The sequence below is a fragment of the Mesorhizobium sp. IMUNJ 23232 genome, assembly GCF_044326205.1.
Classification (GTDB): domain Bacteria; phylum Pseudomonadota; class Alphaproteobacteria; order Rhizobiales; family Rhizobiaceae; genus Kumtagia.
Genome location: NZ_JBIRCY010000024.1, coordinates 1 through 23917, shown reverse-complemented (window position 1 = coordinate 23917; position 23917 = coordinate 1). Strand labels below are relative to the sequence as shown.

Sequence of the window (23917 nt, the reverse complement as noted above, 5' to 3'; positions counted from 1 at the left end):
CAACATGGTCGAATCCGGTCGTCCCGACGGCATGCCGCTGAGCCGCCCCGCTGAAACCGACTGGAAGCATCCGTCGGAAGGCTTACTGCGCGGCTTGATCCTCGACAACCGCGCAGCCCTCGGCACGCTCGCAGTCTTCATCGTGATGATGGTGATTTTTACGATCGCCAACCCGACGGTATTCACCACCTGGTATCTCTACAGTTCGGTGCTCACCACACTGCCGGTCGCGCTCTTCGTCGTCGTGCCGCTGGTGTTCGTCGTCACCTCCGGCGAGATCGATCTGTCCTTTCCTGCGACGATGGGATTTGCGTCCTGGGTCTTCGCGCTGGTGGTGCAGGCCGGCTACGATCCGTTCCTCGGCATCATCGCGGCGATCGTCACCGGCACGGTGCTCGGCTTCCTCGTCGGCTCGCTGGTCGTCTATGCCGGGCTGTCGTCGCTGATCGCCACGCTCGGCATGAATTTTTTGCTGCGCGGCCTGATCCAGATCATCAATGAAGGCAGGTCGACCGCGCTCACCTCGCTCAACGAGAGCTGGGCCTACACAATCTTTTCCAGCCAGGTCTGGGGAATTCCGGTGCAGATATTCTGGGCGCTGGCCTTCGTCATCCTCGGGGCGCTGCTCTTCAACCGCCACCGCTTCGGCGCGCAGGTAAAGGTCGTCGGCGACAATCCCGACAGCGCGCAGCAGATGGGCATCGACGTCAAGCGCGTGCGCGTGAAGGTCTTCGTCTTCGTCGGCATAGGTGCCGCCATCGCCGGCACCTTCTCGACGATGATCAACTTCACCTGGTGGCCGACCTCCGGCGACGGCTATCTGCTGCCGGTGCTGGCGTCGGTGTTCGTCGGCGGCACGCCGACCTGGGGCGGTGTCGGCACCGTGCTCGGCGGCGCGATCGGCGCGGTCACTGTTTCCTTCATTCAAACCGGCGTCGTGGCAGCGGGCCTCAGCGGCTTCTATGTCCAATTCTTCAACGGATTGATCATCATCCTGTCACTACTCGGTCACAGGTGGAACCAGGCGCGATACCGCTGAAGAGCCTGTGGTAAGTCACATCGACGAGATCGGCGAACTTCGCCCTGCCTACCGGCCTAAAGCCAGATATTGAGGCTCGGTGAATTCGAGCACGCCATGCGAGCCTCCCTCGCGGCCCAAGCCGCTATGCTTCATGCCACCGAAGGGTGCCGCCGGGTCAGAGACCAGCCCTCGGTTCAGCGCAACCATACCCGCCTCGATCCGACGCGAGACCTCCATGCCGCGGCTTATGTCTTTCGTGAAGACATAGGCGGCCAATCCGTATTCAGTATCGTTTGCCTTGTCGATCACCTCTTCCTCAGTGTCGAACCGGGTAATTGCCGCAACAGGCCCGAAAATCTCTTCATGGGCCATCGCGGCGTCGGCCGGCACATCGACCAAAACCGTCGGCGGGTAAAAGAACCCGCGGACACTGGGCTTCTCGCCGCCACACAGCACCTTCGCGCCCCTGCTTACGGCGTCCTTTACAAGGCCATCTATCTTCGCGACCGCCTTTGCCGTGATCATAGGACCGCATTCCGTGGCAGGATCGGTTCCTGGTCCAACGCAGAGCGCTTCCATGCGCCGGGTCAACGCGTCCACGAATCTGGGGTAAATACCCGCTTGTACATAAAGGCGGTTAGCCGCCGTGCATGCTGCGCCAGCATTGCGCATCTTGGCAACCATGGCGCCCTCGACCGCAGGTTCGAGGTTGGCGTCGTCGAACACGATGAGCGGCGCGTTGCCCCCAAGTTCCATCGAGCAGCTCAGCACGGTCTTCGATGCTTCAGCGAGAAGTGTACGGCCAACCGCGGTGGAGCCGGTAAATGAGAGCTTGCGGACGCGCGGATCGTTGAGCATGGCGTTTGTAACAGGCCCAGGCGTCGTCGTGGTGATGACGTTGACGACGCCGTCCGGCACCCCCGCTTCCTTGTAGAGCGCCGCCAGCGCATAGGCTGTCAGCGGTGTTTCCGTCGCAGGCTTCAGTATCACTGTGCACCCCGCGGCCAGTGCCGGTGCGATCTTGCGGGCCGCCATTGCTGCTGGGAAATTCCACGGCGTGATCAGCACGCAAACACCGATCGGCTGATATTCCACGATGATGTGATTGCTGCCTGACGGAGCTATGCCAAAGTCGCCGATAATGCGCACCGCCTCTTCAGAGTTCCAGCGGAAGAACTCGGCGGCGTAGGCGACCTCGCCCCGAGCATCGCGCAGAGCCTTTCCGTTTTCGAGGGAGATCAGCATCGCGAGCATCTCGGCGCGCTCGATCATCAGTTCGTAGCAGCGCCGCAGGATGTCAGAGCGCTTCCGGGGAGGTGTCTTGCGCCAGCCCTTGGCTGCCGCGGCGGCAGCCTCGACTGCGGCAAGTGCGTCGTCAGCAGTGGCGTCCGGCACTGCTGAAATGACTGCTTCCGTCGAAGGGTCTATCACCCGGATCTGGCGGCCGCTGCCGCCCTCTACCCATTTTCCGCCGATGAAAAGTCCGTGCGAGAAGCTCTGGAAGTTCACGTCGTCCTCGTCGTCTAGAATGTTGTGCTGCATGATGTTCATCGGATGGTTCCAACCAGTTCAGAAGGCACTCGTGTCGCCGTCGTAGGCGGCGCGAACCAGACGCTTCATGGAGGCGAGATCGAGCGGACGAGGGTTGTTTTTAATCAGGCGCTCGACGCCAATCGCCTGCTCGGCTGTCCAGTCGAGCTTCTCTTCTGGCAGCCCGAGTTTCGCCAGCGTAGGCGGGATATCGATCAAAGCAAAAAGCCGCGTCACCTCGCGGATTGCCACATCGGCGCTTTCTTGCGTGGAGCACCCGGCGACCTCGAGGCCGAGCGCATCGGCTATTTCTGCCATCTCCGCCTGTGCAGCCGGGCGATTATAGGTCATGACATACGGCAGCATCGTCGCAACACCCAAACCATGCGGCGTGTGCGTCAGGGCGCCGACAGGGTACTGGACAGCATGAGCCGCTGCTGTGCCGGCCGTACCGAAAGCGCAGCCCGCCGCGAGCGCACCCATCATGACGTCGGCCCGGGCGTCCTCGTCTGTTCCATCCGAGAAGGCGCGCACCAGGCTCCTGCCAAGCAACCTGATCGCCAGCAGCGCGAAATGGTCGCTGAGCGCACTCTTGCCGATGAACACATGCTTCTGTGCCAATTCGGGGTCGATGCCCCGTCGAGCCGCGGTGAAGGCTTCGATGGCGTGGGTCAGCGCATCGGCGCCGGCAATGGCCGTAAGAGAGGGGGGACAGGTCATCGTCAGATCCGGATCGCAGATGGCGGCTGCCGGAATCAGGTAGGGGCTGGAAATACCGACCTTGAGTACGCGGCTGGCGTCTGAAATCACGGCAACCGGCGTTGCCTCGGACCCGGTTCCGGCTGTGGTTGGCACAGCGATCACCGGCAATATTGGACCCGGGACCTTGAACTCTCCGTAGTAGTCCCGCAGCACTCCGCCATGCGTCAGCATAAGCGAAGCGCACTTGGCCATGTCGATGCAACTTCCGCCACCAATCCCTACCACGACGTCCGGGCTGAAGGAGCGGGCTTCCTCGGCGCAAAGGCCAACGCTGTCATAGGGCACATCTGGTGCTACGCGGTCGTGAATGAAAGTGTGAAGTCCGGATGCCTTTAATACGTCGACGATACCGGCGAAGGCAGGTGTCGACGCGAACCGTGCATCGGTGCAAATCAGGGCGCGGGAACCGTGTCGCGCTGTGACGGCGCCGGTGGTCTTCGAAAGACCTTTTCCGAACAGAATCTCCTTGGGAAGTCGCAGTGCCGCAAACAGGCTCAAAGTGTTCCCCATATAAAATCGTATAGGATATCGGATTGACGAGGGCGGACCATCGCGGTATGGGTCGGCTCTGTCAAGAGGCAAACATGAACAGCCAGCTTCTGCCTGACGTCCTGGAAGATGCCCGCGCCGCGGCCGGAATCAGAGCCATCAATAGGCACCACGGCCTTGCCGAAGAGGCTTATGAGGCGATTTTCGCCCAACTCATGGCCCTGAGGATCGCCCCGGGTTCCCGCATCACCGTAGACAATCTGGCGCGTGAGCTGAATGTCTCGCAGACGCCTATCCGCGAGGCTCTCGGCCGCCTGGAGGGCGAAGGACTGGTGATCAAGACACATCTGATCGGCTACAGCGCGGCACGGCAGATCTCACGCCGCCGCTTCGACGAGCTCTACGAACTTCGCCTCCTATTGGAGCCAGACGCAGCGGCGAGGGCGGCACGACAAATGGATGAGCGGAAGATTGCCGAGTTGAGGGAACTCGCCGGCGTTATGTCGCGCCGTCAGGGCGGTGATGAGCGTGTTCGCTATTCTGCCTTCGCCCGCCTCGACGCTACTTTTCACGACCGGATACTGGAATTCGCCGGCAACGACCTGATCCGGCAGACGCTCGCGCATCAGCACACTCATTTCCACATCTTCCGCCTCATGTTCCATTCCAGGGTCACCGAAGAGGCGCTCGATGAACACGAGGCGTTGCTTGCGGCCTTCGAGGCGGGAGACGGCAAGGCGGCCAACCAGGCTATGCGCGAACACATCGAGCATTCACGCGATCGGCTGTTGCCGGCATTTGAATGATTAGGCCCAGGCAGTGGACCTGATCGACGAAGGTTGATCAATGAATGAACCCGGGGGCTTGCCCCACGCTAACCAACGGAGGAACGAAATGACCGGCAAAAAGATACTGATGCTGACGGGGGAATTTACCGAGGAATATGAGATTTTTGTCTTCCAACAAGGAATGGAGGCGGTCGGTCATACAGTCCATGTCATCTGCCCCGATAAGAATGCAGGAGACAAGATCCAGACCTCGCTGCACGATTTTGAGGGCCATCAGACCTATATCGAGCGCTATGGCCACTTGGCCGACATCAACAAGACCTTCTCCGAGGTGAAGCCGGAAGAATACGACGCGGTCTACTGCGCCGGTGGACGCGGCCCCGAATACATCCGCACCGACACGCGCATTCAGGCGATCGTGAAGCATTTTCACGACGCCAAGAAGCCGATTTTCACGATCTGCCATGGCGTCCAGATCCTTGTCGCCGTGGACGGCGTCGTGCGGGGCAAGAAGGTCGCGGCACTCGGAGCCTGCGAGCCCGAGGTGCGGCTCGCTGGCGGTACCTACATCGACGTGAAGCCGACTGAGGCTTATGTGGACGGCACGATGGTCTCGGCCAAGGGCTGGACTGGTCTTGCAGCCTTTATGCGCGAATGCTTGAAGGTGCTCGGGACGGAAATTCGGCACGGTGCTATTGCCGGCAGCGTAAAAGCTGCGGCCTGACAAGCTGTCTCGCTTCCGTTGCTACCCTCCTTTTGGGTAGCAACGTTGGCGCGATACCGCGCAACCGGAGCTTGTGCCTGCGGGGAGTTGCGAAGTGGGAAGCGCCGTCAGGGCTCCTACTGGAGCCGCTCGGGTTGAGATTGGATTGAGCATACTGAGGCACACCGTCATCTGACGACGCTCTTCATTCACAGTAAAAAAGCATACATCCGCTTCGCGTCTCATGCTTGAAATCGCGGCTGAACTTCCTTCTCTGCTTTCCCTGCCTCCAGTTCCGTCAAACACCTTATCTCTGTATCCACGAAACCGGCAGCAGGCCAAAGATCGACGGCTGCCAAGAGCACGAATGAGTCAAAGCCGTCTGTCGGTAATGCGCCTAACTCGGTCGTAGAGGCCGCAATAGCAGACTACCAAAAGCGGTCATCTGCACCAGACTGTAGCAACAATCTAAGGGAGCTCAGCCAGATGGCGATTGCAGCGGGGTTTACGAAGACCACGACGTTGGCTCGCGGCTTTTCGTATCGATTGCGACGCGCCTGAACTGCTTGTCCAATTTAGAGTATTTCTCAATACGGTTGCGCTCCTAAAAAGCTTATCGAAAGTCCGCTCGGTATTTCGTTCAAGGTCGATGAAAGGCCGATTTTGCATTAAGTGCGCCCTTTATAACAACGCGGCCGCAGGTTACGAATATGACGAGATACAGCTTAAACGTCTGAGGTGGAGGCGGGCTGCAGCAGCGATGAAGACGCAACCGCCCGCCAATATCACGATCGGGGTCAACCAGCACCCGCCGCTCGTGCAGTTCACGCTTCTGTCGGTCCAGTACGCGTTCCTGCTATCCGTCTATCTGGTGCTGGTCGTCATCGTCGTGCGCGCGGCCGGCGCCGGACCCGAGACGGCGCGCAGTGTGGTCAGCATGGCCATGATCGCGTCGGCGGTTGGGACCGTGCTGCAGGCGTTGCCGCGTGGGCCGGTCGGCTCCGGCTTCCTGGCGCCGCCTGTATTTTCCGCCGCCTATCTCGGGCCGTCGATTTTGGCCGCCAAGGACGGAGGGTTGCCGGCGGTGGTCTGCATGACGGTGTGCGCCGGCTTGTTCGAGATGCTGATCGCGAGCGTGCTGCACCGGCTGCGCATCGTCATACAGCCCACCATCAGCGGCTTGACCATCTGCATCATCGCCTTCGAGCTCGGCATCGTTGGCCTGCAGAACGCCTAGACGTCAGCGGCGAGCGGACAGACTTGTTCCTCGCCACGATCGCCGTCTCGACCCTCACCTTCGCGGTATGCGTTGGGTTCGCGGTGTGGGGAAGGGCATTGGGCGGCTGGTGTGTTCGCTGCTCGGCATGATCGCCGGCGTGTCCGCCGCCGCGCTTGGCCTTTTCGACGCAGCAGCACTCTGCCGCTGTTCCTGCCGACCCCTGCGGCGCGCGAGGACCTGAACGAGGAAAGCGCAATGTCCGCCGGCTTGAGCGACGTGGCGATCGGCGTCTTCGTCGATCGATCATCGACCTCGGTGCGAGGGCCCGAGGTCATGCTGCGCCTGAACTTCGACATGTAGAACGCGTGGCGCGCGCCAGGTAGAGCGCCGGGAACGAGGAGGAGACCGAGGTGAAGGACCCCGCCGCACCGATCCGAATCTGGTATCAGAGTTTCATCAATATTGAGGCGCAGGCGCCGTATTTCAGGCGGCTGCGCGCCTATATCGACAGCGTGAAGTCGGCGTCCACGTCGGTTGACATCCATGGCATGACGCCGCCCGACCGACATTTCCACCCGGTCACCGAGTTCCGCGGGGCCGCGCAAACGATCCGCAACGCGATACGCGCTGGAGAAGAAGGTTACGATGCCTTCGTGATCGGCCATTTTCCGGAAGTAGGTCTGCAGGAGTGTCGGGGCGTCGTCGATATTCCGGTCCTCGGCCTTGGGGGAGGCCGCTTTGCTGTACGGATGCATGATGGGCCGCCGGATCGGCCTGGTCACCATCAACCCCGTCTTCGTCCCCATCCACGAGGCGCAAGTAGTCGCCCACGGCCTGCGGGAGCGGGTGGTCGGCGTCAGGTCTATCGAGGCCGATGTGGAACGCCTCATGCGCGCCTTCGAGGACGCCGAAGCCCGCGAGGAGATCAGACGCGAGTTCGAGGCGCAGGTCGCGCCCTTCGTCGCGGCCGGCACCGACGTCATCACCCCTCGGGCGGCATGCCGATGCTGCTGTTTTCGGGTATGCAGCCTTTCACCGTGAATGGCGCCGCCGTGCTGGAGGGTATCGCGGCGACCGTGCGGATGGCGGAAATGGTCGTCGCCACGCACCGCATCACCGGCGTTGCCGCGGGGCGGAGCGGCCAGTACCGCCTCGCATCCCAGGGAGCGATCGACGACTTCATCGGGGGCTGAACCCCCGCAGAACCAGGCCGCCGAGAGCGCCGGTCTTGAGCGGCGCATGACGGAGCTTTGGTTGTCACCCTCCTCGACCTGGCGAGACGGATAATTCAGGGCGCTCGTCTGCCGGCAGAATTTCCACTCGCCTCTTTTTGGGGCTCAGAGTAGACCTTACAGACGTGGCCTTTCCGGCGGTAGCTTGTCCTGCCATGCGGCCTTGTCAGAACCTGAGCGATTTATTCCGCCAGAGCCGAAACCCACCCTCGAACGCGTTCCGATTGTCGCCTCGGCGACAACCGGGAGGCAATTCATCGAGCTTCTCGACATTGCCGCCGCCGATGACCACGTAGTCAGGCTCCATCGCCGCGCGCAGTCTATCCACGACGTCGAATACGAATTTCTTCCATTTCTCCGAGCCGTGTTTTTCCAGTCCCCGCTCTCCGACATAGTCTTCGAAACTGCGGCCCTTCTTGTAGGGAAGGTGCGCGAGTTCCATCGGCTGCGCGACGTTCTCGACGATCATCGCCGCGCCGAGACCCGTGCCGAGTCCCAGAAACAACATGCGTCCGCCTTCATAGCTGCCGATGGCCTGCATCAGCGCGTCGTTGACAAGCTTCGTTGGCTTGCCAAAGCTCGCGACGAAGTCAAAGCCGACCCAGCCTTTGCCGAGGTTGGCCGGCTCGATGAGGGGCTTGTCGTGGTGTACGGGCCCCGGATAGCCGATCGAGACGACGTCGAATTGCAAGCCGTCCGCCAGTGCTTTGACCTTGCCGATCATCTGCCCCGCTGTCATGTCCGGCCCGGACTTCGTTTTCCGTTCCTCTCCGCCTGAACTCAGCAAGATTTTCACGTGCGAGCCACCGACGTCGATGGCCAGCACCACCGGGTTGGCATGGATATCGGATGCCTTTGAGGCCGTGCTCACCGCATTTTCTCCGTTCGCCTTACTGTTCGGGATCGATCCAGCCATTCGGCGGCGTCAGCGTGTCTGTGGCGCTGGCCGGCCCCCAGGTGCCGGGTTCATAGATGTCCGGCGGCGATTTGTCGTCGAGCACAGGACCGACGATCCGCCACGCTATCTCGCTCGCGTCCTGCCGGGTGAAGAGTTGGGCGTTGCCGTTCATAGCGTCGCCGATCAACCGCTCATACGGCTCCATGTCGCCGACATCATCGTCAACCGCCGCGAGCTCCACCTGCTCGCCCAGCATCTCGTCACCCGCCGCCTTGCGGCGAGCGCCGATGCCGATCAGCATCTGGGGAGCGATGCGGAAGCGGACATAGTTCGAATCCCCGCCCTTGATCTCGTCGAATACGTCGATCGGAGGCCGTTTCAGCCGAACCACCACCTCGGTGACGTGCACCGGCAGGCACTTTCCTGCCCGGATGAAGAATGGCACATCCCGCCAGCGCCAGGTGTCGACGAAAAAACGAACGGCGGCGAATGTCTCGACCGTGGACGCCGGCGCGACGCCGGGCTCTTGCAGGTAGCCGGCAAACTGGCCGCGCACGACGTCGCCGGGCGTCAGCGTCCGGATTGCCTTCAACACCTGAACCTTCTCATCGATGAGATCGTCGGCCGAACGCCCGATGGGGGGCTCCATCGCCAACAGAAGCAAAATGTTGAGAAGGTGATTTTCGATCACGTCCCGGATGCAGCCGACCTCGTCATAGAAGCGCCCGCGCCCCTGGACGCCAAAATCCTCGGCCATGGTGATCTGGACGCTCTCCACATAGTTGCGGTTCCAGATTGGCTCGAGGAACGAGTTGGCGAAGCGGAAATAAAGCAGGTTCTGGATCGCTTCCTTGCCGAGATAGTGGTCGATGCGGAAGATCGATTTCTCCTCGAAGGCGATCTGCAAGACCCGATTGAGCCAGCGCGCCGATTGAAGATCGCGGCCAAACGGTTTTTCGACCATCAGCCGCCCACCGTCGGACCCGCCGGACTGCTCCAGCCCCTGGACCACCGGCTCGAACATGCTTGGCGGAATGGCAAGATAATAAAGCGGGTGCCGAGCCGGCCCGAGGGTATCCCGCAATCGATCAAAGGTGGACTGATTGCGGTAGTCGCCGCTGACATAGCGCAGCAGGGCCGCCAGCTTTGCAAAGACGGCTTCATCGACATTGCCGACGGCCTTGGCGATACCATCGCGGGCACGAGCCTGGAGTTGTTGGACGTCCCAAGCGTCCAGCGCGACCCCGACGACCGGTTCGCTCAACCCGCCCCGCGCAACCATTGAATAGAGCGCCGGGAATATCTTCTTGTGCGCGAGGTCGCCTGTTGCCCCGAACAGCACCAACGCGTCGCATCGTCCGTCCGTCATGATCGACCTATTCCTAGACGCATCCGTGGCCCCTGGCGGCTTCCGGCCTCCGGAAGAACCGTCGGCAAGGATAGCCGAAGACGGGCCGGTTTAGCCAACCTCTCCAGCGGTAATTTCGACTTTGAATTCGGTACCTTCCCAATGCCCCGCCTCATGCCAGAAGAAGGTGAACATAATGGCGCCGCCCGGCTGGATACCGGCAACCGGCAGATCGACGAGATGAATGCCAAACACGTTTTGGCAAGTCTCGCTGTCCTGATAGGTTTTCCCGTCATCGACGCTCCAGTGAACGAGCGCGGAAGCCAGGACTTCCACGCGCAAGCATTTGCCGGAGGGGATCGACCGGATCTTGTTGTTGAAACGCCATGACCGGATGGGCGAGCCGGTCTTTCCCTTGACGTAACGTTCCACGCCCTGCCGCGGCATGTCGAAGACTTTGCCATCGCGGAGCGAGCGTAAAAGCTTGATATGCTCCGAATGAGCCCACACCAGGGGCATGGCGCTCCCGGTGGGTCCGCCGCGCCGCAACTCGCGATCGGGCATGTCGTCGCCATCCCACACCTGCTCGGGAAGGAGGCCGCCCGGGCCCGCGCTGCCTTCCAGGGTGGCCAGCAGGCTCTGCGCCCTATCGATACGCCCGGCCGCCAGTTCGTAGTGAGCACGCTCTCCAACGAGCAGCGGCCACGGCCTGCCCTTGCCGACACCATCGAACGGCGCGCCATCGTCATGCTCGCCATAACCGTCACCGGTGTATCGATACCAGACCGGACCCTGCGGCAGGTCGCAACGCAGGTCGGCGTCGATGACCCTGACGGTATCCAGAATGCGCGGATCGTCGGCGGCCCTCAGGCCGAAGCGGACAAGGGCCAATGCGTCGGGGCTTACGATCGCCTGCGCCGGCTGATCGGCCTCGCCGGCCGGCCGGTTCTTGATCGGCACAAAACCGTCTTTCGGCGAGGCTGCGTCCGCAACATCCGGCGGCGCGATGCGGACGTAGTAACCCTTCACTCCATATCGCTCGCATAAGTCCGTGTCGGTCACATAGGTCCAGCGCTCGATCTGTTCGTTCCAGCAATCGGCGGTCTCACACAGATAGCGCGCGGCATCGCTCCTGCCTGACGTGTCGAGCATGTCCGCCGAGGCAAGAAGAGCGGCAATCTCGACGGCAAGAGTGAACGGGCTGTAGCCTGCGTCCTCCTCCCATCTGTCTTCCCCAGTGACCGGACCGTTGCGCACCAAGAACGATGCGGCGCGCTCGATCATCGTAATAAATGTCATCAACGATTCCGGGAGAAGTTGGCCCTCACGAATGAGCGCATCCGCCAGCAAGATCGGAAAGGCACACTCGTCCATCTGGATGCCATCCCAGTAGGCTGTGCCATCCAGCCACGCATTCTGCGGCCAATGGCCGTCGGCCTCCTGAATTGTCCGGAGATAGGCGAGTATCTGCAAGGCATCGGCGCCGGCGCCGGCGGCCAGGAATCCACCCGCGGTCTCGACCAGGTCGCGCGGCCAAACCAGGTGATAGCCGCCAAGATCCTCGTCGCCCTTGCTGAAGCCCCATGGGATCGAAAGGCTTGCCACGGCCGGGCCTGGAAAGCCGAGCGGGCGGTGCGTAGCCAGAACCGCCGTGCTGATACGATACGTGTTCAAGTCCGACGCGCCCTTGCGATCGAGCGCAAGCAAGGTTTTCTGCCAGTCGCGCCATCCGGCGACGTAATTTTTGGCCGCGGCATCGAAGCCGGCCATGAGGCTGGCCCGCGCGTTATAGGCGGCTTCCTGTGGGCTCGGACCAAAGGCCAGGGCAAGGAGGGCTCGTGGTGCGTTGCCCGAAAAGCCGATCTCCCCGGTGAGCGCGACGTTGCCGTCGTCGGCGCGTTGACAATCGGTGTCGAGACGGCCCGATTTGCTGAGTTGCTGCCACCCGTCCGAAAACCCGACATAACCCGCGGAACTGGATGCCCAGGGCAACGATGAGGCGAGCGCCAGCGATACACCGCCGGTCCCCGTTGCGAACAGCATCTGCTGTCCCTTGTATTCCCCGATCCAGGCGGTGTTGCCTGCACCTGAATTGACCAGGTGGGGTGCGAGCAGGGCGTAGATGCGGAAGTCGCCAACTTGCCCCTTCAGGGCGGTGAACGTGATCGCCTGCAGCACTGTCGGCCGCTCCGGATCGACGAGGATTTGCTTCTCGATCCTGTAGGCGCCGTCGATTGCCGTGTTGGTGAGGCGATAGGCCGGCACACCATCCTCAAACAGCTCAACGGCATGGTCGGCGTGTCGTTTCTCTTCCGAGAAATACCCGGCCGGGCCACAGACAATCAGCCCGAGATCGCGGGTACAGGCATGATCGACACGGGGATAGTAGACTTCGTTCAGAATGCCGTGGCTGAGCGTGAACCAGACCCGGCAGGCCGGCGAAAGCGCGGTGCCGACGCCGCTCTTGGCGCTCGATGTCCAGCGCGCAACGATGCCGGGCGCGCCCGGCGCGACAGCCTGCGTTGTTTCCACTCGAACATCACCGCCCCGCTCAGAATCGGTGCCACTATATCGATATCTTGAATAAGCGTCCCGGCGGCATTGCACACCGGGACACCAAGCATGTCGTCAAGACCGTACGGGACGCTGCCTGGCGGCGTCCCGCATTTCATTGGCTGGACTAGTTCTTGACGACGTCTTCGAGGAAGAACCGGCCCAGCGGGTTCTGGTAGAAATTCTCGACGTTCTTGCGCGAAACATTGATGTACGGGCTGTAGTATAGGTCGATCCAGTTGACGTCGTCCTTCGACATCTTCTGCAGATCGACATACATCTGCTCGCGCTTGGCCGGGTCCATCTCGATGCGCGCAGCCACCACCAATTCCTTGACCTTTTCGTTGTTGTAGCGGGTCATGTAGTTCATGTTGGCGTCGTGCCCGAGCACGAAGGTCGTCTTCTGATCTGGGTCGAGAATGTCGTTCGTCCAGTAGTTGACGCCGACGTCATAGTCACCTGCCACCAGCATGTCCCATTCCTGGCTGGGGTCGACCTTCTGGATGTTGACGGTCACCCCGGCCTTGGCGAGCTGCTGCTGCAGGAGGACGGCGGTCTGTTCGACGATCTCGTCGCCGGCGCGCACGACATAATTCAGCGTGAGATCGGAGGCGCCGGCATCGGCCAGCATCTGCTTCGCCTTTTCCGGATCGTAGGGCCGCTTCAGATTGTCGGCGTAGTAGTAGAGCGCGCCCTTCGGCACGTAAGAATTCGCCACCTCGCCATAACCGAAGGTGACCGTGTCGACCACCGCCTGCTCGTCGATGGCCATGTCGAGCGCCTGCCGCACTTCCTTCTTCGTAAGCGCGCCGTGCTCGTGGTTGATCAGCAGGTGATCCTCACGCGTCGACGGGTCGAGATGGACGGTGAGGTTGGGGTCCTTCTGCAACTCGGCGACGCGCGAGAACGGCACGAAGATCGCCGTGTCGAGCTGCCCGGCCTGCACGTTCAGCATGCGCGTGTTGTCGTCCGGCACCGAGATCCACTCGACGCCGTCGAGGCTGACGCGGTCGGCCTGCCAGAAATTTGGGTTCTTGGCGAGAATGACGCGGTCGCCGCGCCGCCACTCGGTGATGGTGAAGGCGCCGGAGCCGATGGGCGTCTCGGCATATTTCTCAGGGCCGAGCTTTTCGAACCCTGCCTTGGACAGGATAGAGGCGATCGGGAAGGCGAGCGTCGCCAGGAACGGCGCGGTCGGCTGTTTCAGTTTGATCGTGACGGTCTTGGGATCGGTCGCCTCGACGGTCTCCATGACGCTGAACGGGTCCCTCCACAACGAACCCTCGTCGTCACGGATGCGGGTAAGGCTGAACACCACGTCGTCGGCCGTCAGCGCCGAACCGTCCGAAAACTTCGCGTCGCGCAGCTTCAGCGTGTAGGTCAGGCCGTCCGGGCTGACATTCCAGCTTTCGGCCAGGCCGGGCTCCAGCTTGGTGCCGGTCTTGTCGACGCGGATCAGCACGTCATAGACATTTGCGAACACCCACAGGTCGATGTTCTGCGCCGTCTTGATCGGGTCGAAGGTGGTCGAGTCCTCGCGCCGGCCGATCGTCAGCACGCCGGCCGCCTCGGCCAGCGTCGCGCCGAAGGAAAGGCTGGTCATCGCCGATACCAGTCCGATCCGCATCCATTTGCTTATCAACATTGTCGTTCCCTTCTGGTTGTTGTCTCTCGTTCAGGCAGTCGCCGGGCGTAATGCGGAAGCCGGCGTTTTCGACGGCGCAAGCAGCGGCTTGTCCGGATCGATATGCGGGATGGCGGCGATCAGCGAGGCCGTATAGGCGTGTTTCGGCCGCGCGAAGACCTCGGCCGACAGGCCTTCCTCCACGACCTTGCCGCGATACATCACCACCACGCGCTGGCAGAGATGGCGCACGATGGCGAGGTCGTGGGCAATGAACATCAGCGTGAGCGACATGCGCTGCACCAGTTCGCGGAAAAGCTCGACGATCTGCGCCTGGATGGTCACGTCGAGCGCCGCGACGCACTCGTCGGCGATGATCAGCTTCGGGTCGACTGCGAGCGCGCGGGCGATGCCGGCACGCTGGCACTGGCCGCCGCTCATCGAACGCGGCTTGCGGTCGAGGAACTCGCGGCCGAGCCCGACGAGGTCGAGAAGCTCGGCGGAGCGCGCCGGGATGCGGCTTGCCTCGACCTTGCCCTGCACTCTCATCACTTCCGCCAGCATCTTGCCGACCGTCAGCCGCGGGTTAAGCGCGTTGTAGGGATCCTGGAACACCATGGCGGTCTCGCGCCGCAGCGTTGCCAGCGCGCTGCGACCGGAAGCGATATCGGTCCCGTCGAAGCGGATCGTGCCTGATGTGGCAGGGGTGAGGCCGAGGATCGTGCGCGCCAGCGTGCTCTTGCCGCTGCCGGATTCGCCGACGACGCCGACCGTCTCTCCCGGCATAATGCGCAGGCTGACGCCGTCGACCGCGTTCACCGTGCTGCCGCGCTTGAACAGCCCGCCGCCGGCGAAGCGGACGTGCAGCTTTTCGATGTCGACCACCGGCACGGCCCCCGGTGCCTGTGGTCTCGGCCCCTCCGCCGTCACCTGGTCATCCGGCAGGGAAGGATGGCTGGCAATAAGCGAGCGCGTGTAGGCGTGCGTCGGTGCTGAAAGCAGGCTGCGTTTTTCGGCGACCTCGACCACGCGGCCGTTGCGCATTACCGCGATGCGGTCGCAGACCTGGGCGACGATGCCGAGGTCGTGCGTGATCAGGACGACCGAGAGGCCGCGCTTGGCTCTGATGTCCATCAGGAGGCACAGGATCTGTGCCTGGATCGTCACGTCGAGAGCGGTGGTCGGCTCGTCGGCGATCAGGATCTTCGGGTTGCTCGAGAGTGCCGCGCCGATCATGGCGCGCTGGCGCATGCCGCCAGAAAATTCGTGCGGATAGCTGTCATAGGCCCTGGCCGGGTCCGGGAACCCGACCTGCGCCAGGATATCGACCGCCGCTGCGCGCGCCGCCTTGGCGTCGAGCCCCTGGTGGAAGCGGATTCCCTCGGCGATCTGGCCGCCGATCTTCATTACCGGGTCGAGATGGCTCGTCGGGTTCTGGAAGATCATGCCGATCTCGCCGCCGCGCACCGCACGCATCTCGTCTTCCGAGGCGCTTGTCAGCTCGCGTCCGGCGAGCATGACCGAACCGGAGGCGATCCGCAGCCGGCTTGACGGCAGCAGCCTGACCAGCGACCGGCAGAGCAGGCTCTTGCCGGAACCGCTCTCTCCGACCAGGCCGAGCACTTCGCCGGCGCCCAGTTCGAGCGACACGGCGTCAAGCAGGGTACGCGTCCCTTCTTCCGCGTCATGGACGACGGTGAGGTCGGTGACGTTGAGCAGCGGCGCACTCATTCGTGGACCCCGAACCGGTCCGCAAGTCCGTCGCCGAGCATGCTGAAGGCAAAGGCGAGCGTCACGATCGAAAGGCCGGGGAACAACGTGATCCACCAGGCCGTCGTCACGAAGGGCTGGCCTTCCGCCACCATCACGCCCCATTCGGCCGTCGGCGGCTGCACGCCGAGTCCGAGATAGCTGATCGCTGCGCCGCTCAACAGCACCAGCACGGCATCGGACATGGCGAACACCACCGATCCGGCGACGGTGTTGGGCAGCAGGTGGCGGAACATGATGCGGGTGCGGCTGAAGCCGAGGCTGACGGCCGCCACGACATAATCGTGGTTCTTCAGGACCAGCATCTGGGCGCGGATCAGCCGCGCATAGGACACCCAGCCGACCAGCGCCATGGCGATGAAGAAGCTCGAGAGTCCCGGCCCGAGGATGGCGATGATCGACAGCATCAGCACCAGGAACGGGAAGGCGAGGATGATGTCCACCAGCCGCATGAAAACGGCATCGACCATGCCGCCGAAGAAACCCGCCACCGTGCCAAGCGTCGTTCCGATGATGAACGGGAAGATCACGCCGATGATCGCGATCTGCAGGTCGATGCGTGTGCCCCAGATGACGCGCGAAAGGATGTCGCGGCCGAAATTGTCAGTGCCGAACGGATGCAGAAAGGACGGTCCTTGCAGGCGCACCGCCGCATCCTGCGCGATCGGGTCGTAAGGCGCGACGAGCGGGGCGGCAAAGGCGAGGAATACGAAGGTCGCCAGTAGCGCGGCGCCGGCGACGAGCGTTCCCTGCCGGCGAAGTCCGCGGCGCGGCCTCGTGCCCGATGCGGCGATGGCTGCGGGTTCGCTCATAGCCTCACCCGCGGGTCGAGCGCCACCGTCACGATGTCGGCGAGGAAGTTGATCAGCACGGTGGCGCAGGCGAACACCATCGCGACACCCTGCACCACCATATAGTCGCGCGAGAAGATGGCGCGCACCAGGAGCTGCCCCATGCCCGGCAGGGCAAATACTGTCTCCACCACAACGGTGCCGCCGATCAGCCAGCCAATGTTGACCGCCAGCAGGTTCACCGTCGGCACCAGTGAATTGGGCAGCACGTGGCGCCAGAACACGATGCCTTCCGGCATGCCGCGCGCTCTAGCGGCGGTGGCGACGTCCGACTTCAATCCTTCGACCATGGCGGCGCGCAGGCTGCGGGTGAGCACCGTCGACAGCGACAGCGCGATGGTCAGGCTCGGCAGCACCAGATGCGCCAGCTTGTCGGGCAGCGTTTCGCCGTAACCCGACACCGGGAAGATGGCGAGCTCGACACTGAACAGGATGATCAGCATCAGCCCGAGCCAGAAGGGTGGAAAGCCGATGCCGAAGGTCGAGGCGATGCGGATCGCCTGGTCGGCCAGCCGGCCCTGGTTGCGTGCGGCGATCGCCGCCAGCGGCACGGCGATCAGCACCGACAGCACCACGCTGCACAGCACCAGCATCAGCGTCGGCTCGATGCGCGTCAGGATCAGCTTCAGCACGTCGATCTTGTAGAGGATCGAGCGGCCCATCTCGCCATTGGCAAGGTTACGCAGGAAGTAGCCGTATTGAACGACCATCGGCTCGTCGAGGCCATACTGCTCGCGGATGCGGGCGATTGCGTCGGGGGTTGCGCGGGTGCCGAGCAGCACGCGCGCCGGGTCGCCGGGGATAAGCCGCACCAGAATAAAGGTGATCACGCTGATGCCGAATAGCACCGGCAGGAACTGCAGAGGCCGTGTGAGGACGAATTTATAGCGATGCATGGTGGTGACGGGCCTTCCCGTCCGCTTCCTGCCGCATGCGGTCAGCCTGCATCAGCTTGCCTTGCTGCGCGCGAGGAACCCGGTCAGGATCGGATAATACACGGCCGGGTTCTCGTAGAAAGGCATGTGGCTGGCATTCGGGATGATGTGGAGTTCGGCATTCGGCAGGCCGAGCTTCATGCGAAGGCCGCAAGCCGGTGTTAGTTCATCGTGCTCGCCATGGGTGATCAGCACCGGCATCGTGATCCTCGGAAGGTCCGGCACACGGTTCCAGTTCTTGAGATTGCCTATGTAAAGGAACTCGTTCGGCCCCTGCATGGTGCCGTAAGGGCCCATGTTCCAGTCGTCGAGCGAGCGGCGAACCGGGGCCGGCCACTCCGGCAGCCGGCAGACATGCCGGTAGTTGAGGATCGTCACTGCCGCCAGGTATTCGGGGTGATTGTAGGTGCCCTGCGCCTCGTGCTTCTGCATCATCGACACCGTCTCGGGGCCGAGAGAAGCGCGCAGCCGCTCCAGTTCGGAGACGAGATGCGGCATGTCCGCGACGGTGTCCTCGAGGATCAGCGTCCGCAGGTGCTGGGGATAGGTCAGCGCATAGTCGATCGCCAGCCAGCCGCCCCAAGAGTGGCCGAGCATGTGGACCTTGCCGAGCCCCAGCGCCTTGCGGACGGTCTCGGTCTCCTCGACATAGCGCCCGATCGTCCAGAGCGCGGCGTCTGTCGGCCGGTCGGAGGCGCCGGTGCCGAGCTGGTCGAAGGCGACGACGCGGTATCCCTGGTCGACCAGGCAGGAATGCGCCTCGCGCAGATAGTCGCAGGGCAGGCCCGGACCGCCATTCAGGCAGAATACCGTCTCGCTGCCGCAGCCGAAGCTGTAGGCGACAACCTTGAAGCCGTCGACATCGACCTCGATGCGGTCGTCGGCCGCCATCTCACGCCACATTGGTCACTCCGCGTGCACTGCTCCAAGCATGCTCATATTTTTAGCGGAATGTCGCGGATGCGTCAGCTATAAGAAGTGATAGGATCGTCTTGGGAGGTCGATCGCGGAGCGTCGGGATGCTGGACGAACTCACTACGATCAAACGGCGGTTTGCCGGGCGCGGGACGCTGGACTCCTGCATCGACGCCGCGTTCGAGACGGTGCGCGGCCTTGGCTTCGAGGCCATGATCTACGACTACACCCCGGTGCCGTTCGACCTCGACGGCACCATCATGATCCCGTCGATGCTGAAGCTTCGCAATATCGACGACGACATGCACGACTATTGGTGCGACCGCGGCTATTTCCGCATCGATCCGGTGCAGATCGTCGCTGCGCGCAGCTCTGCCCCGTTCGGCTGGAGCTACGACAGCGGCGTCGACACCGAGATCCGCGCGCTGCTGAACGAGAAGACCGAGCCGGTGGCGCGCTACCTGCGTGAGCGAGACCTGACCAGGGGCCTGACCATTCCCATCCACATGCCGCGCGGCGGTTACGCCACCGTGACCGGCATCCGCTTCGGCGCCAGCGAGGACATTGTGCGCGATGCCGGGACGGTCGCCCGTTTCGGCCTGCTGGCGCATGTCTTCCACGACGCGGCCTATGCTCTTTACGACCGCGCGGCCCTCAGCCCGCGCCTGCCGGCCCTGACCGACCGCGAACGCGAATGCCTTCGTCACTCAGCACATGGCTTCTCGGCCAAGGAGATATCCCGCATCATCAAGCGCTCGGTGCCGACGGTCGTCATGCATCTCAGCGCCGCCGCCCGAAAGCTCGGCGCCCGAAACCGCACGCAGGCCGTCGTGCGCGCCGCCCATTTCCGGCTGCTGGACACCTGACCGCCGGCATGGGCATCGGCCGCTTGCGCGCCTATCACTTCTCATAGCTGCCGCCGGCAATACGACTGCCTTATGGTGGCGACAGCAACGAGGAGTGCCGTTCTTGACCGAAGAGACCGAGGGCTACATCACATTTGGCGATCACCGCACCTGGTACCGGGTTACCGGGCCTCTGGATTCGCCCAGGCTGCCGCTGGTCGTCGCGCATGGTGGGCCAGGCTGCACGCACGACTATGTCGACGCGTTCAAGGATATCGCAGCGCTCGATGGCCGGGCGGTGATCCATTACGACCAGTTAGGCAACGGAAACTCGACGCGGCTGCCCGAAAAGGGGCCTGACTTCTGGACGGTCGATCTCTTCCTTGCCGAACTCGACACGCTGCTCCGAGGTCTGGGCATCCAGGACCGCTATGCCTTGCTCGGCCAGTCCTGGGGCGGCATGCTCGGGGCCGAGCATGCGGTCCGCAGGCCGAAGGGCCTCAAGGCCCTCGTCGTCGCCAATTCGCCAGCCAGCATGCATACCTGGGTGGCCGAGGCCAATCGTCTGCGCCGCGACTTGCCGGCCGACGTACAGGAGACCCTGGCGCGCCACGAGGCGGCCGGAACCATTACCGACCCCGAGTACGTCACAGCTTCGCGTGTCTTTTACGACCGTCACGTCTGCCGCGTCGTCCCGTGGCCGCCCGAGGTGGCCCGCACCTTCGCCGTCATGGATGAGGACAATACGGTCTACCGCAACATGAACGGACCGACCGAATTCCATGTCATCGGCACGATGAAGGACTGGACCATCGAGGATCGGCTACGCGACATCGCTGCACCCACGCTGTTGATCTCCGGCCGCCATGACGAGGCCACACCCGAGGTGGTGCGCCCCTATGTGGAGCGCGTTCCAGGTATTCGATGGGTCGTTTTCGAGCATTCGAGCCACATGCCCCATGTCGAGGAGCGGGAACTCTGCATCCGCACCGTCTCGGACTTCCTGGTGACGCAGGACTGAGGAGCCGCCGACAAGCTTCTCGACGCGGGACGCACCTTTTGTGCTTCCAAAGGGGGCGCCAACCAATGCCTCGGAGGCGGCAAGACGCCGAAATCTCGCGCTCGCCTTCCACCTCATTACCGGCGCGGAACACCTCGGGAAGGGTCTTGCCCGACGAATAGGCCGCCTTCCAGGAAGGCCACCTGAACGGCGACAAATTCAGTACCGGCCTGAGATCAGGCGTTGCAACCACCGTCCTGACGGGTTGTGTGCGTCAAGTTCTGCAAAAAGGCGGTCATGCGGCTTGGCGCATTTCGGCTTTCTTGTGTTCGCGTAGATCGTCCATGTTGATGTATCGGTTTGCCTCCATCCAGTTTTCATGGGTTTCGACGGCGAGCGCCCTGACGAGGCGCAGGCAGCTTTCTGCGTTGGGAAAGATGCGCACGACATAGGTCCTGCGTCGGATTTCCTCGTTGAGCCGCTCGAGCATGTTGGTCGACTTCAGGTGCTTGTGATGTTGGCGCGGCAGCCGGAAGAAGGTGAGCGTGCGCTCGATGTTCTGCTCGGCCCAGTCGGTCAGGCGCGGATAGCGGGCGGACCATTTGGCCAGCCACGCGGCGAGATCGGCGCGCACTTCAGCGAGATCGCGACGTTCATAGAGCCAGCGCAGTTCGGACAAGCAGTCGTCGCCGTGCTTTCTGGGCAGATAGTCCAGTGCGTTCCTGAGAAAGTGAACGTAGCATCGCTGCCAGGCGGCTTCCGGCACGACCTCGCCGATCGCCTTGACCAGGCCCGCATGATCGTCGGAGACGACCAGTTCGACGCCTTTCAAGCCGCGCGCCTTCAGGCCGACGAGGAAGTCCCTCCAGGCAGAGCGGCTTTCCCGGTTGGCCATTTCAACGCCCAGGATCTGGCGCCTTCCGTCCCAATCGATGCCGACCGCGATCAGCACCGCCTGGCTGGTCACAATGCCGGCCTCGCGCACCTTCTCGTAGCGGGCGTCAAGGATGAGATAGGGAAAGGGCTCATGAAGCGGGCGGCTGGCAAAGGCGGCAAGGCTCTCATCAAGCCGTTTGTTGATGGCCGAGATCGACGAGGCCGAGAAGGCGTGCCCGCACAGTTCCTCGGTGATCACCTTGCGGGTCGACACACCCTGCACATACATCTCCGCAAGCGTCGCAACCAAAGCCCGCTCCGAGCGCTGATAGCGTTCGAACAGCTCGGTCGAGAAGCGGCCCTGCCTATCCTGCGGAACCCGAAGTTCCAGCTTGCCGACCCGCGTGATCAGCGTGCGGCCGTAATGACCCGAGCGGTAGCCAACCCACTCGGCCGTGCGCTCCCCCTTCGACGCGCCAAGCGTCTCATCCATCTCGGCCTCAAGAACTTCCTGCATCACGGCGCAGATCACATCGCGAAGTCCATCCGGGTTCGACAGCAGAATCTCTTTGACCGCAGCGCTCGCGGCAGTACCTTCAATCTTGGTCATGGTGGCGTTCCTTCCAGGGAATCAGGTGACGTTGAACATCACCAGCCTGCCATGACCGCCTGTCTCTCAGCGAATTTGCAGAACTCTCCGCACACTACCTCCTGACGCTTCGGCTTGCCGAGCACTGGTTCGGGAAAAGGGCGGTGTGCACGACGCTCGGCGCTTCCGTCCGTTGCTCGGTCGTACCATACGGTGAACAGACAGTCCGCTTGCGGTCCGAGGCTGTGTGAAAACTCGGCCTGGACCTTGCGCACGAGAATGTCGTTCCTGACGGGACACAGACTTAGAACGCAGAAGGTGACCTGCCACTGAACTGTCATCCAGCGTCGATTAGAGCCTCGGCCGTTTCTGTTACGCCGTAGGGCGCGGGTTGAGCAACCGGATTACCGGTTGCGGTGAGAAGCCCGGCAAAAGCCGCCGGGGTTTGGTATCCGAGCGAGGAATGCGGTCTCGCGGTGTTGAAATCCTCCACCCATTCCGAGATGGCGCTGCGGGCATGGTCGAGGCCGAAGAACAGACTTTCGTTCAAAAGCTCGTCGCGCATCCGGCCGTTGAAGGATTCGACGTAGCCGTTTTGCATCGGCTTACCCGGCGCGATGTAGTGCCACTCGACGCGATGATCCTTTGACCATGCCAGGATCGCGTTCGATGTGAACTCCGTGCCGTGGTCGGAGACGATCATCCCCGGATTGCCGCGACGAGCGATCAGGTCGATCAGTTCACGAGCAACACGCCTGCCGGAGATCGAGGTGTCGGGGATTGCGGCCAGGCATTCCCGCGTCACGTCATCGACGATGTTCAGCACCCGGAAACGCCGCCCGCAGGCAAATTGGTCATGCACGAAGTCCAGCGACCATCGCGCATTCGCTCTCGCTTCAACCAGGATCGGAGCACGTGTGCCAACCGCTCGTCGTCGTGCCCGGCGCTTGCGCACCGTTAGCCCTTCTTCCCGGTAGAGCCGATAAATGCGGTTGATGCCTGACAACTCACCCTCCCGCCGCAGCAGGATGAACAGCCGACGATAACCGAAGCGGCGGCGCTCGTTGGCGAGATCCCGGAGCCGACCGCGCAGCTCCGTCTCCGGCGGTCGGCAGGGCCGGTAGCGGATCATCTTGCGATCGGCGCCGACGATGGAACAGGCCCGCCGTTCCGACAGACCATGACGGCCTGCAGATGCGCGACGGCTTCGCGCTTGGCGGCGGGCCCTACCATTTTTTTGACAGAAGCTCCTTCAACGCCGCCGCTTCCAGCATCTGGTCCGCCAGCAGCTTCTTCAGCTTCGCGTTCTCGTCTTCCAGAGCCTTCAGGCGCTTGGCGTCGGACACGTCCATCCCGCCATACTTCGCCTTCCAGTTATACAGCGTCGCCTCGCTGATCCCGTGTTTGCGGGCCAGATCGCCCGCCTTCGCACCGGCCTCATGCTCGCGCAGGACCGTAATAATCTGCTCTTCCGTGAACCGCTTCCGCTTCATTCGTCCGTCCTTCAATCAAGGCCGGACTCTAACTCCAAGTGGAGGAAAATCTCAGTGGCAGGTCAATGCTAATCCAGCGTTGCCAACAACAGATTTTGAGAACAGAATTTTACGCTTTTAGGCGTAAGAAGCGTTTTCACACGACTTCAGCCCCGAAGCCGACGGTCGGCAACGCGCTTCTTTTCGGCCTAGAGCGTCAGGCGATTAATGCGCAACGTATCCTGTTTGCTTGAGATAGTTCCAGCATTCGTCCGGTGTGAAGAGGTCGCATACGTTGCCGATGGCGCGCCAGAGATCGTCGTAGGTGCGGGCTGCGGCCTTGCGCAGCCAATGTTTGAGCTTGGCGAAAGCCATCTCGATCGTGTTTTCATGATGACTCTCCTGTCCGGATTCCTGTTGAGGCGTGGGATAGGCTGACGAGCCAGATACGTTGTGTTCCCACTTTTGCGATGCGCCCCTTGAGCTTTCCGCGTCGG

Annotated in this window: 19 protein-coding genes and 2 pseudogenes; 8 read left to right on the top strand and 13 right to left on the bottom strand. The window is 62.6% G+C overall.

Annotated features, from left to right (window positions below):
• Positions 1–4: 4 nt before the first annotated feature.
• The gene (locus ACH196_RS18200; protein ID WP_396648389.1) at positions 5–1039 is read left to right on the top strand and encodes an ABC transporter permease; all 1035 of its coding nucleotides are present in this window, start codon (positions 5–7) and stop codon (positions 1037–1039) included.
• Positions 1040–1087: 48 nt separating this feature from the next.
• Here ACH196_RS18200 and ACH196_RS18195 read toward each other — a convergent pair whose 3' ends face one another.
• Both ACH196_RS18195 and ACH196_RS18190 read right to left on the bottom strand, forming a co-directional pair.
• Positions 1088–2572 carry an NAD-dependent succinate-semialdehyde dehydrogenase gene (locus tag ACH196_RS18195; protein ID WP_396648331.1) on the bottom strand — a complete coding sequence of 495 codons (1485 nt, stop codon included), beginning with the start codon at positions 2570–2572 and terminating at the stop codon, positions 1088–1090.
• 18 nt (positions 2573–2590) lie between these two features.
• The gene (locus tag ACH196_RS18190; protein ID WP_396648330.1) at positions 2591–3811 is read right to left on the bottom strand and encodes an iron-containing alcohol dehydrogenase; all 1221 of its coding nucleotides are present in this window, start codon (positions 3809–3811) and stop codon (positions 2591–2593) included.
• Between the two features lie 86 nt (positions 3812–3897).
• On the opposite strand from ACH196_RS18190, the gene ACH196_RS18185 reads away from it, so the two are divergent.
• From ACH196_RS18185 to ACH196_RS18165, 5 genes are all read left to right on the top strand, one after another.
• Positions 3898–4608, top strand: coding sequence for a GntR family transcriptional regulator (locus ACH196_RS18185; protein WP_396648329.1), 711 nt, complete (start codon positions 3898–3900; stop codon positions 4606–4608).
• 88 nt (positions 4609–4696) lie between these two features.
• Positions 4697–5314, top strand: a complete 618-nt coding sequence (locus ACH196_RS18180) for a DJ-1/PfpI family protein (RefSeq protein WP_396648328.1) — start codon at positions 4697–4699, stop codon at positions 5312–5314.
• Positions 5315–6053: 739 nt separating this feature from the next.
• Positions 6054–6530, top strand: coding sequence for a solute carrier family 23 protein (locus ACH196_RS18175; protein ID WP_396648327.1), 477 nt, complete (start codon positions 6054–6056; stop codon positions 6528–6530).
• A gap of 705 nt (positions 6531–7235) precedes the next feature.
• Positions 7236–7553 carry an aspartate/glutamate racemase family protein gene (locus ACH196_RS18170; protein WP_396648326.1) on the top strand — a complete coding sequence of 106 codons (318 nt, stop codon included), beginning with the start codon at positions 7236–7238 and terminating at the stop codon, positions 7551–7553.
• Positions 7517–7705, top strand: coding sequence for a hypothetical protein (locus tag ACH196_RS18165; protein ID WP_396648325.1), 189 nt, complete (start codon positions 7517–7519; stop codon positions 7703–7705). The genes ACH196_RS18170 and ACH196_RS18165 overlap by 37 nt, the downstream gene beginning before the upstream one ends.
• Positions 7706–7910: 205 nt before the next feature.
• On the opposite strand, the gene ACH196_RS18160 is transcribed toward ACH196_RS18165, so the two are convergent.
• The 8 genes from ACH196_RS18160 to ACH196_RS18125 all read right to left on the bottom strand — a co-directional run bounded on the left by ACH196_RS18160 (position 7911) and on the right by ACH196_RS18125 (position 18626).
• Complete coding sequence (locus ACH196_RS18160) at positions 7911–8660, bottom strand: ROK family protein (protein WP_396648324.1); 750 nt, start codon at positions 8658–8660, stop codon at positions 7911–7913.
• Entirely contained in the window at positions 8635–10011 is a 1377-nt protein-coding gene (zwf, locus tag ACH196_RS18155) for a glucose-6-phosphate dehydrogenase (RefSeq protein WP_396648323.1), read from the bottom strand. The genes ACH196_RS18160 and zwf overlap by 26 nt, the downstream gene beginning before the upstream one ends.
• A gap of 90 nt (positions 10012–10101) precedes the next feature.
• The gene (locus ACH196_RS18150) at positions 10102–12522 is read right to left on the bottom strand and encodes a glucan 1,4-alpha-glucosidase (RefSeq protein WP_396648322.1); all 2421 of its coding nucleotides are present in this window, start codon (positions 12520–12522) and stop codon (positions 10102–10104) included.
• A gap of 148 nt (positions 12523–12670) precedes the next feature.
• Positions 12671–14170, bottom strand: coding sequence for an ABC transporter substrate-binding protein (locus ACH196_RS18145; RefSeq protein WP_396648388.1), 1500 nt, complete (start codon positions 14168–14170; stop codon positions 12671–12673).
• A gap of 48 nt (positions 14171–14218) precedes the next feature.
• Entirely contained in the window at positions 14219–15898 is a 1680-nt protein-coding gene (locus ACH196_RS18140; protein WP_396648321.1) for a dipeptide ABC transporter ATP-binding protein, read from the bottom strand.
• Positions 15895–16749 (bottom strand): ABC transporter permease, encoded by an 855-nt coding sequence (locus ACH196_RS18135; protein WP_396648320.1) that lies wholly within the window; start codon positions 16747–16749, stop codon positions 15895–15897. The genes ACH196_RS18140 and ACH196_RS18135 overlap by 4 nt, the downstream gene beginning before the upstream one ends.
• Positions 16746–17684: an ABC transporter permease gene (locus ACH196_RS18130; RefSeq protein ID WP_396648319.1), complete on the bottom strand. Its 939-nt coding sequence runs from the start codon at positions 17682–17684 to the stop codon at positions 16746–16748. Before ACH196_RS18130 ends, ACH196_RS18135 begins: the two co-directional genes overlap by 4 nt.
• 51 nt (positions 17685–17735) lie before the next feature.
• Complete coding sequence (locus tag ACH196_RS18125) at positions 17736–18626, bottom strand: proline iminopeptidase-family hydrolase (protein WP_396648318.1); 891 nt, start codon at positions 18624–18626, stop codon at positions 17736–17738.
• Positions 18627–18742: 116 nt separating this feature from the next.
• On the opposite strand from ACH196_RS18125, the gene ACH196_RS18120 reads away from it, so the two are divergent.
• Positions 18743–19504 carry an autoinducer binding domain-containing protein gene (locus ACH196_RS18120; RefSeq protein WP_396648317.1) on the top strand — a complete coding sequence of 254 codons (762 nt, stop codon included), beginning with the start codon at positions 18743–18745 and terminating at the stop codon, positions 19502–19504.
• Between the two features lie 103 nt (positions 19505–19607).
• Complete coding sequence (locus tag ACH196_RS18115) at positions 19608–20504, top strand: proline iminopeptidase-family hydrolase (RefSeq protein ID WP_396648316.1); 897 nt, start codon at positions 19608–19610, stop codon at positions 20502–20504.
• Positions 20505–20778: 274 nt separating this feature from the next.
• Here the strand turns inward: ACH196_RS18115 and ACH196_RS18110 are convergent, their stop codons facing one another.
• The 3 genes and pseudogenes from ACH196_RS18110 to ACH196_RS18100 form a co-directional block, all read right to left on the bottom strand.
• A complete protein-coding gene (locus ACH196_RS18110) occupies positions 20779–21969 on the bottom strand; it encodes an IS256 family transposase (protein WP_396648315.1) in 1191 nt (396 codons plus the stop codon).
• A 316-nt stretch (positions 21970–22285) separates the two neighbouring features.
• Positions 22286–23441: pseudogene (locus ACH196_RS18105) on the bottom strand (IS3 family transposase).
• Positions 23442–23645: 204 nt separating this feature from the next.
• Positions 23646–23917 (bottom strand): annotated as a pseudogene (locus ACH196_RS18100) (hypothetical protein); the annotation flags it as partial.

What these genes read in the sequence shown, in the direction of transcription:
- ACH196_RS18200 (WP_396648389.1), top strand. Translation starts at nt 5, where the DNA reads ATGGTCGAATCCGGTCGTCCCGACGGCATGCCGCTGAGCCGCCCCGCT.
- ACH196_RS18195 (WP_396648331.1), bottom strand. Translation starts at nt 2,572, where the DNA reads ATGAACATCATGCAGCACAACATTCTAGACGACGAGGACGACGTGAAC.
- ACH196_RS18185 (WP_396648329.1), top strand. Translation starts at nt 3,898, where the DNA reads ATGAACAGCCAGCTTCTGCCTGACGTCCTGGAAGATGCCCGCGCCGCG.
- ACH196_RS18180 (WP_396648328.1), top strand. Translation starts at nt 4,697, where the DNA reads ATGACCGGCAAAAAGATACTGATGCTGACGGGGGAATTTACCGAGGAA.
- ACH196_RS18175 (WP_396648327.1), top strand. Translation starts at nt 6,054, where the DNA reads ATGAAGACGCAACCGCCCGCCAATATCACGATCGGGGTCAACCAGCAC.
- ACH196_RS18165 (WP_396648325.1), top strand. Translation starts at nt 7,517, where the DNA reads ATGCTGCTGTTTTCGGGTATGCAGCCTTTCACCGTGAATGGCGCCGCC.
- ACH196_RS18160 (WP_396648324.1), bottom strand. Translation starts at nt 8,660, where the DNA reads ATGGCTGGATCGATCCCGAACAGTAAGGCGAACGGAGAAAATGCGGTG.
- zwf (WP_396648323.1), bottom strand. Translation starts at nt 10,011, where the DNA reads ATGACGGACGGACGATGCGACGCGTTGGTGCTGTTCGGGGCAACAGGC.
- ACH196_RS18145 (WP_396648388.1), bottom strand. Translation starts at nt 14,170, where the DNA reads ATGCGGATCGGACTGGTATCGGCGATGACCAGCCTTTCCTTCGGCGCG.
- ACH196_RS18140 (WP_396648321.1), bottom strand. Translation starts at nt 15,898, where the DNA reads ATGAGTGCGCCGCTGCTCAACGTCACCGACCTCACCGTCGTCCATGAC.
- ACH196_RS18135 (WP_396648320.1), bottom strand. Translation starts at nt 16,749, where the DNA reads ATGAGCGAACCCGCAGCCATCGCCGCATCGGGCACGAGGCCGCGCCGC.
- ACH196_RS18130 (WP_396648319.1), bottom strand. Translation starts at nt 17,684, where the DNA reads ATGCATCGCTATAAATTCGTCCTCACACGGCCTCTGCAGTTCCTGCCG.
- ACH196_RS18125 (WP_396648318.1), bottom strand. Translation starts at nt 18,626, where the DNA reads ATGTGGCGTGAGATGGCGGCCGACGACCGCATCGAGGTCGATGTCGAC.
- ACH196_RS18120 (WP_396648317.1), top strand. Translation starts at nt 18,743, where the DNA reads ATGCTGGACGAACTCACTACGATCAAACGGCGGTTTGCCGGGCGCGGG.
- ACH196_RS18110 (WP_396648315.1), bottom strand. Translation starts at nt 21,969, where the DNA reads ATGACCAAGATTGAAGGTACTGCCGCGAGCGCTGCGGTCAAAGAGATT.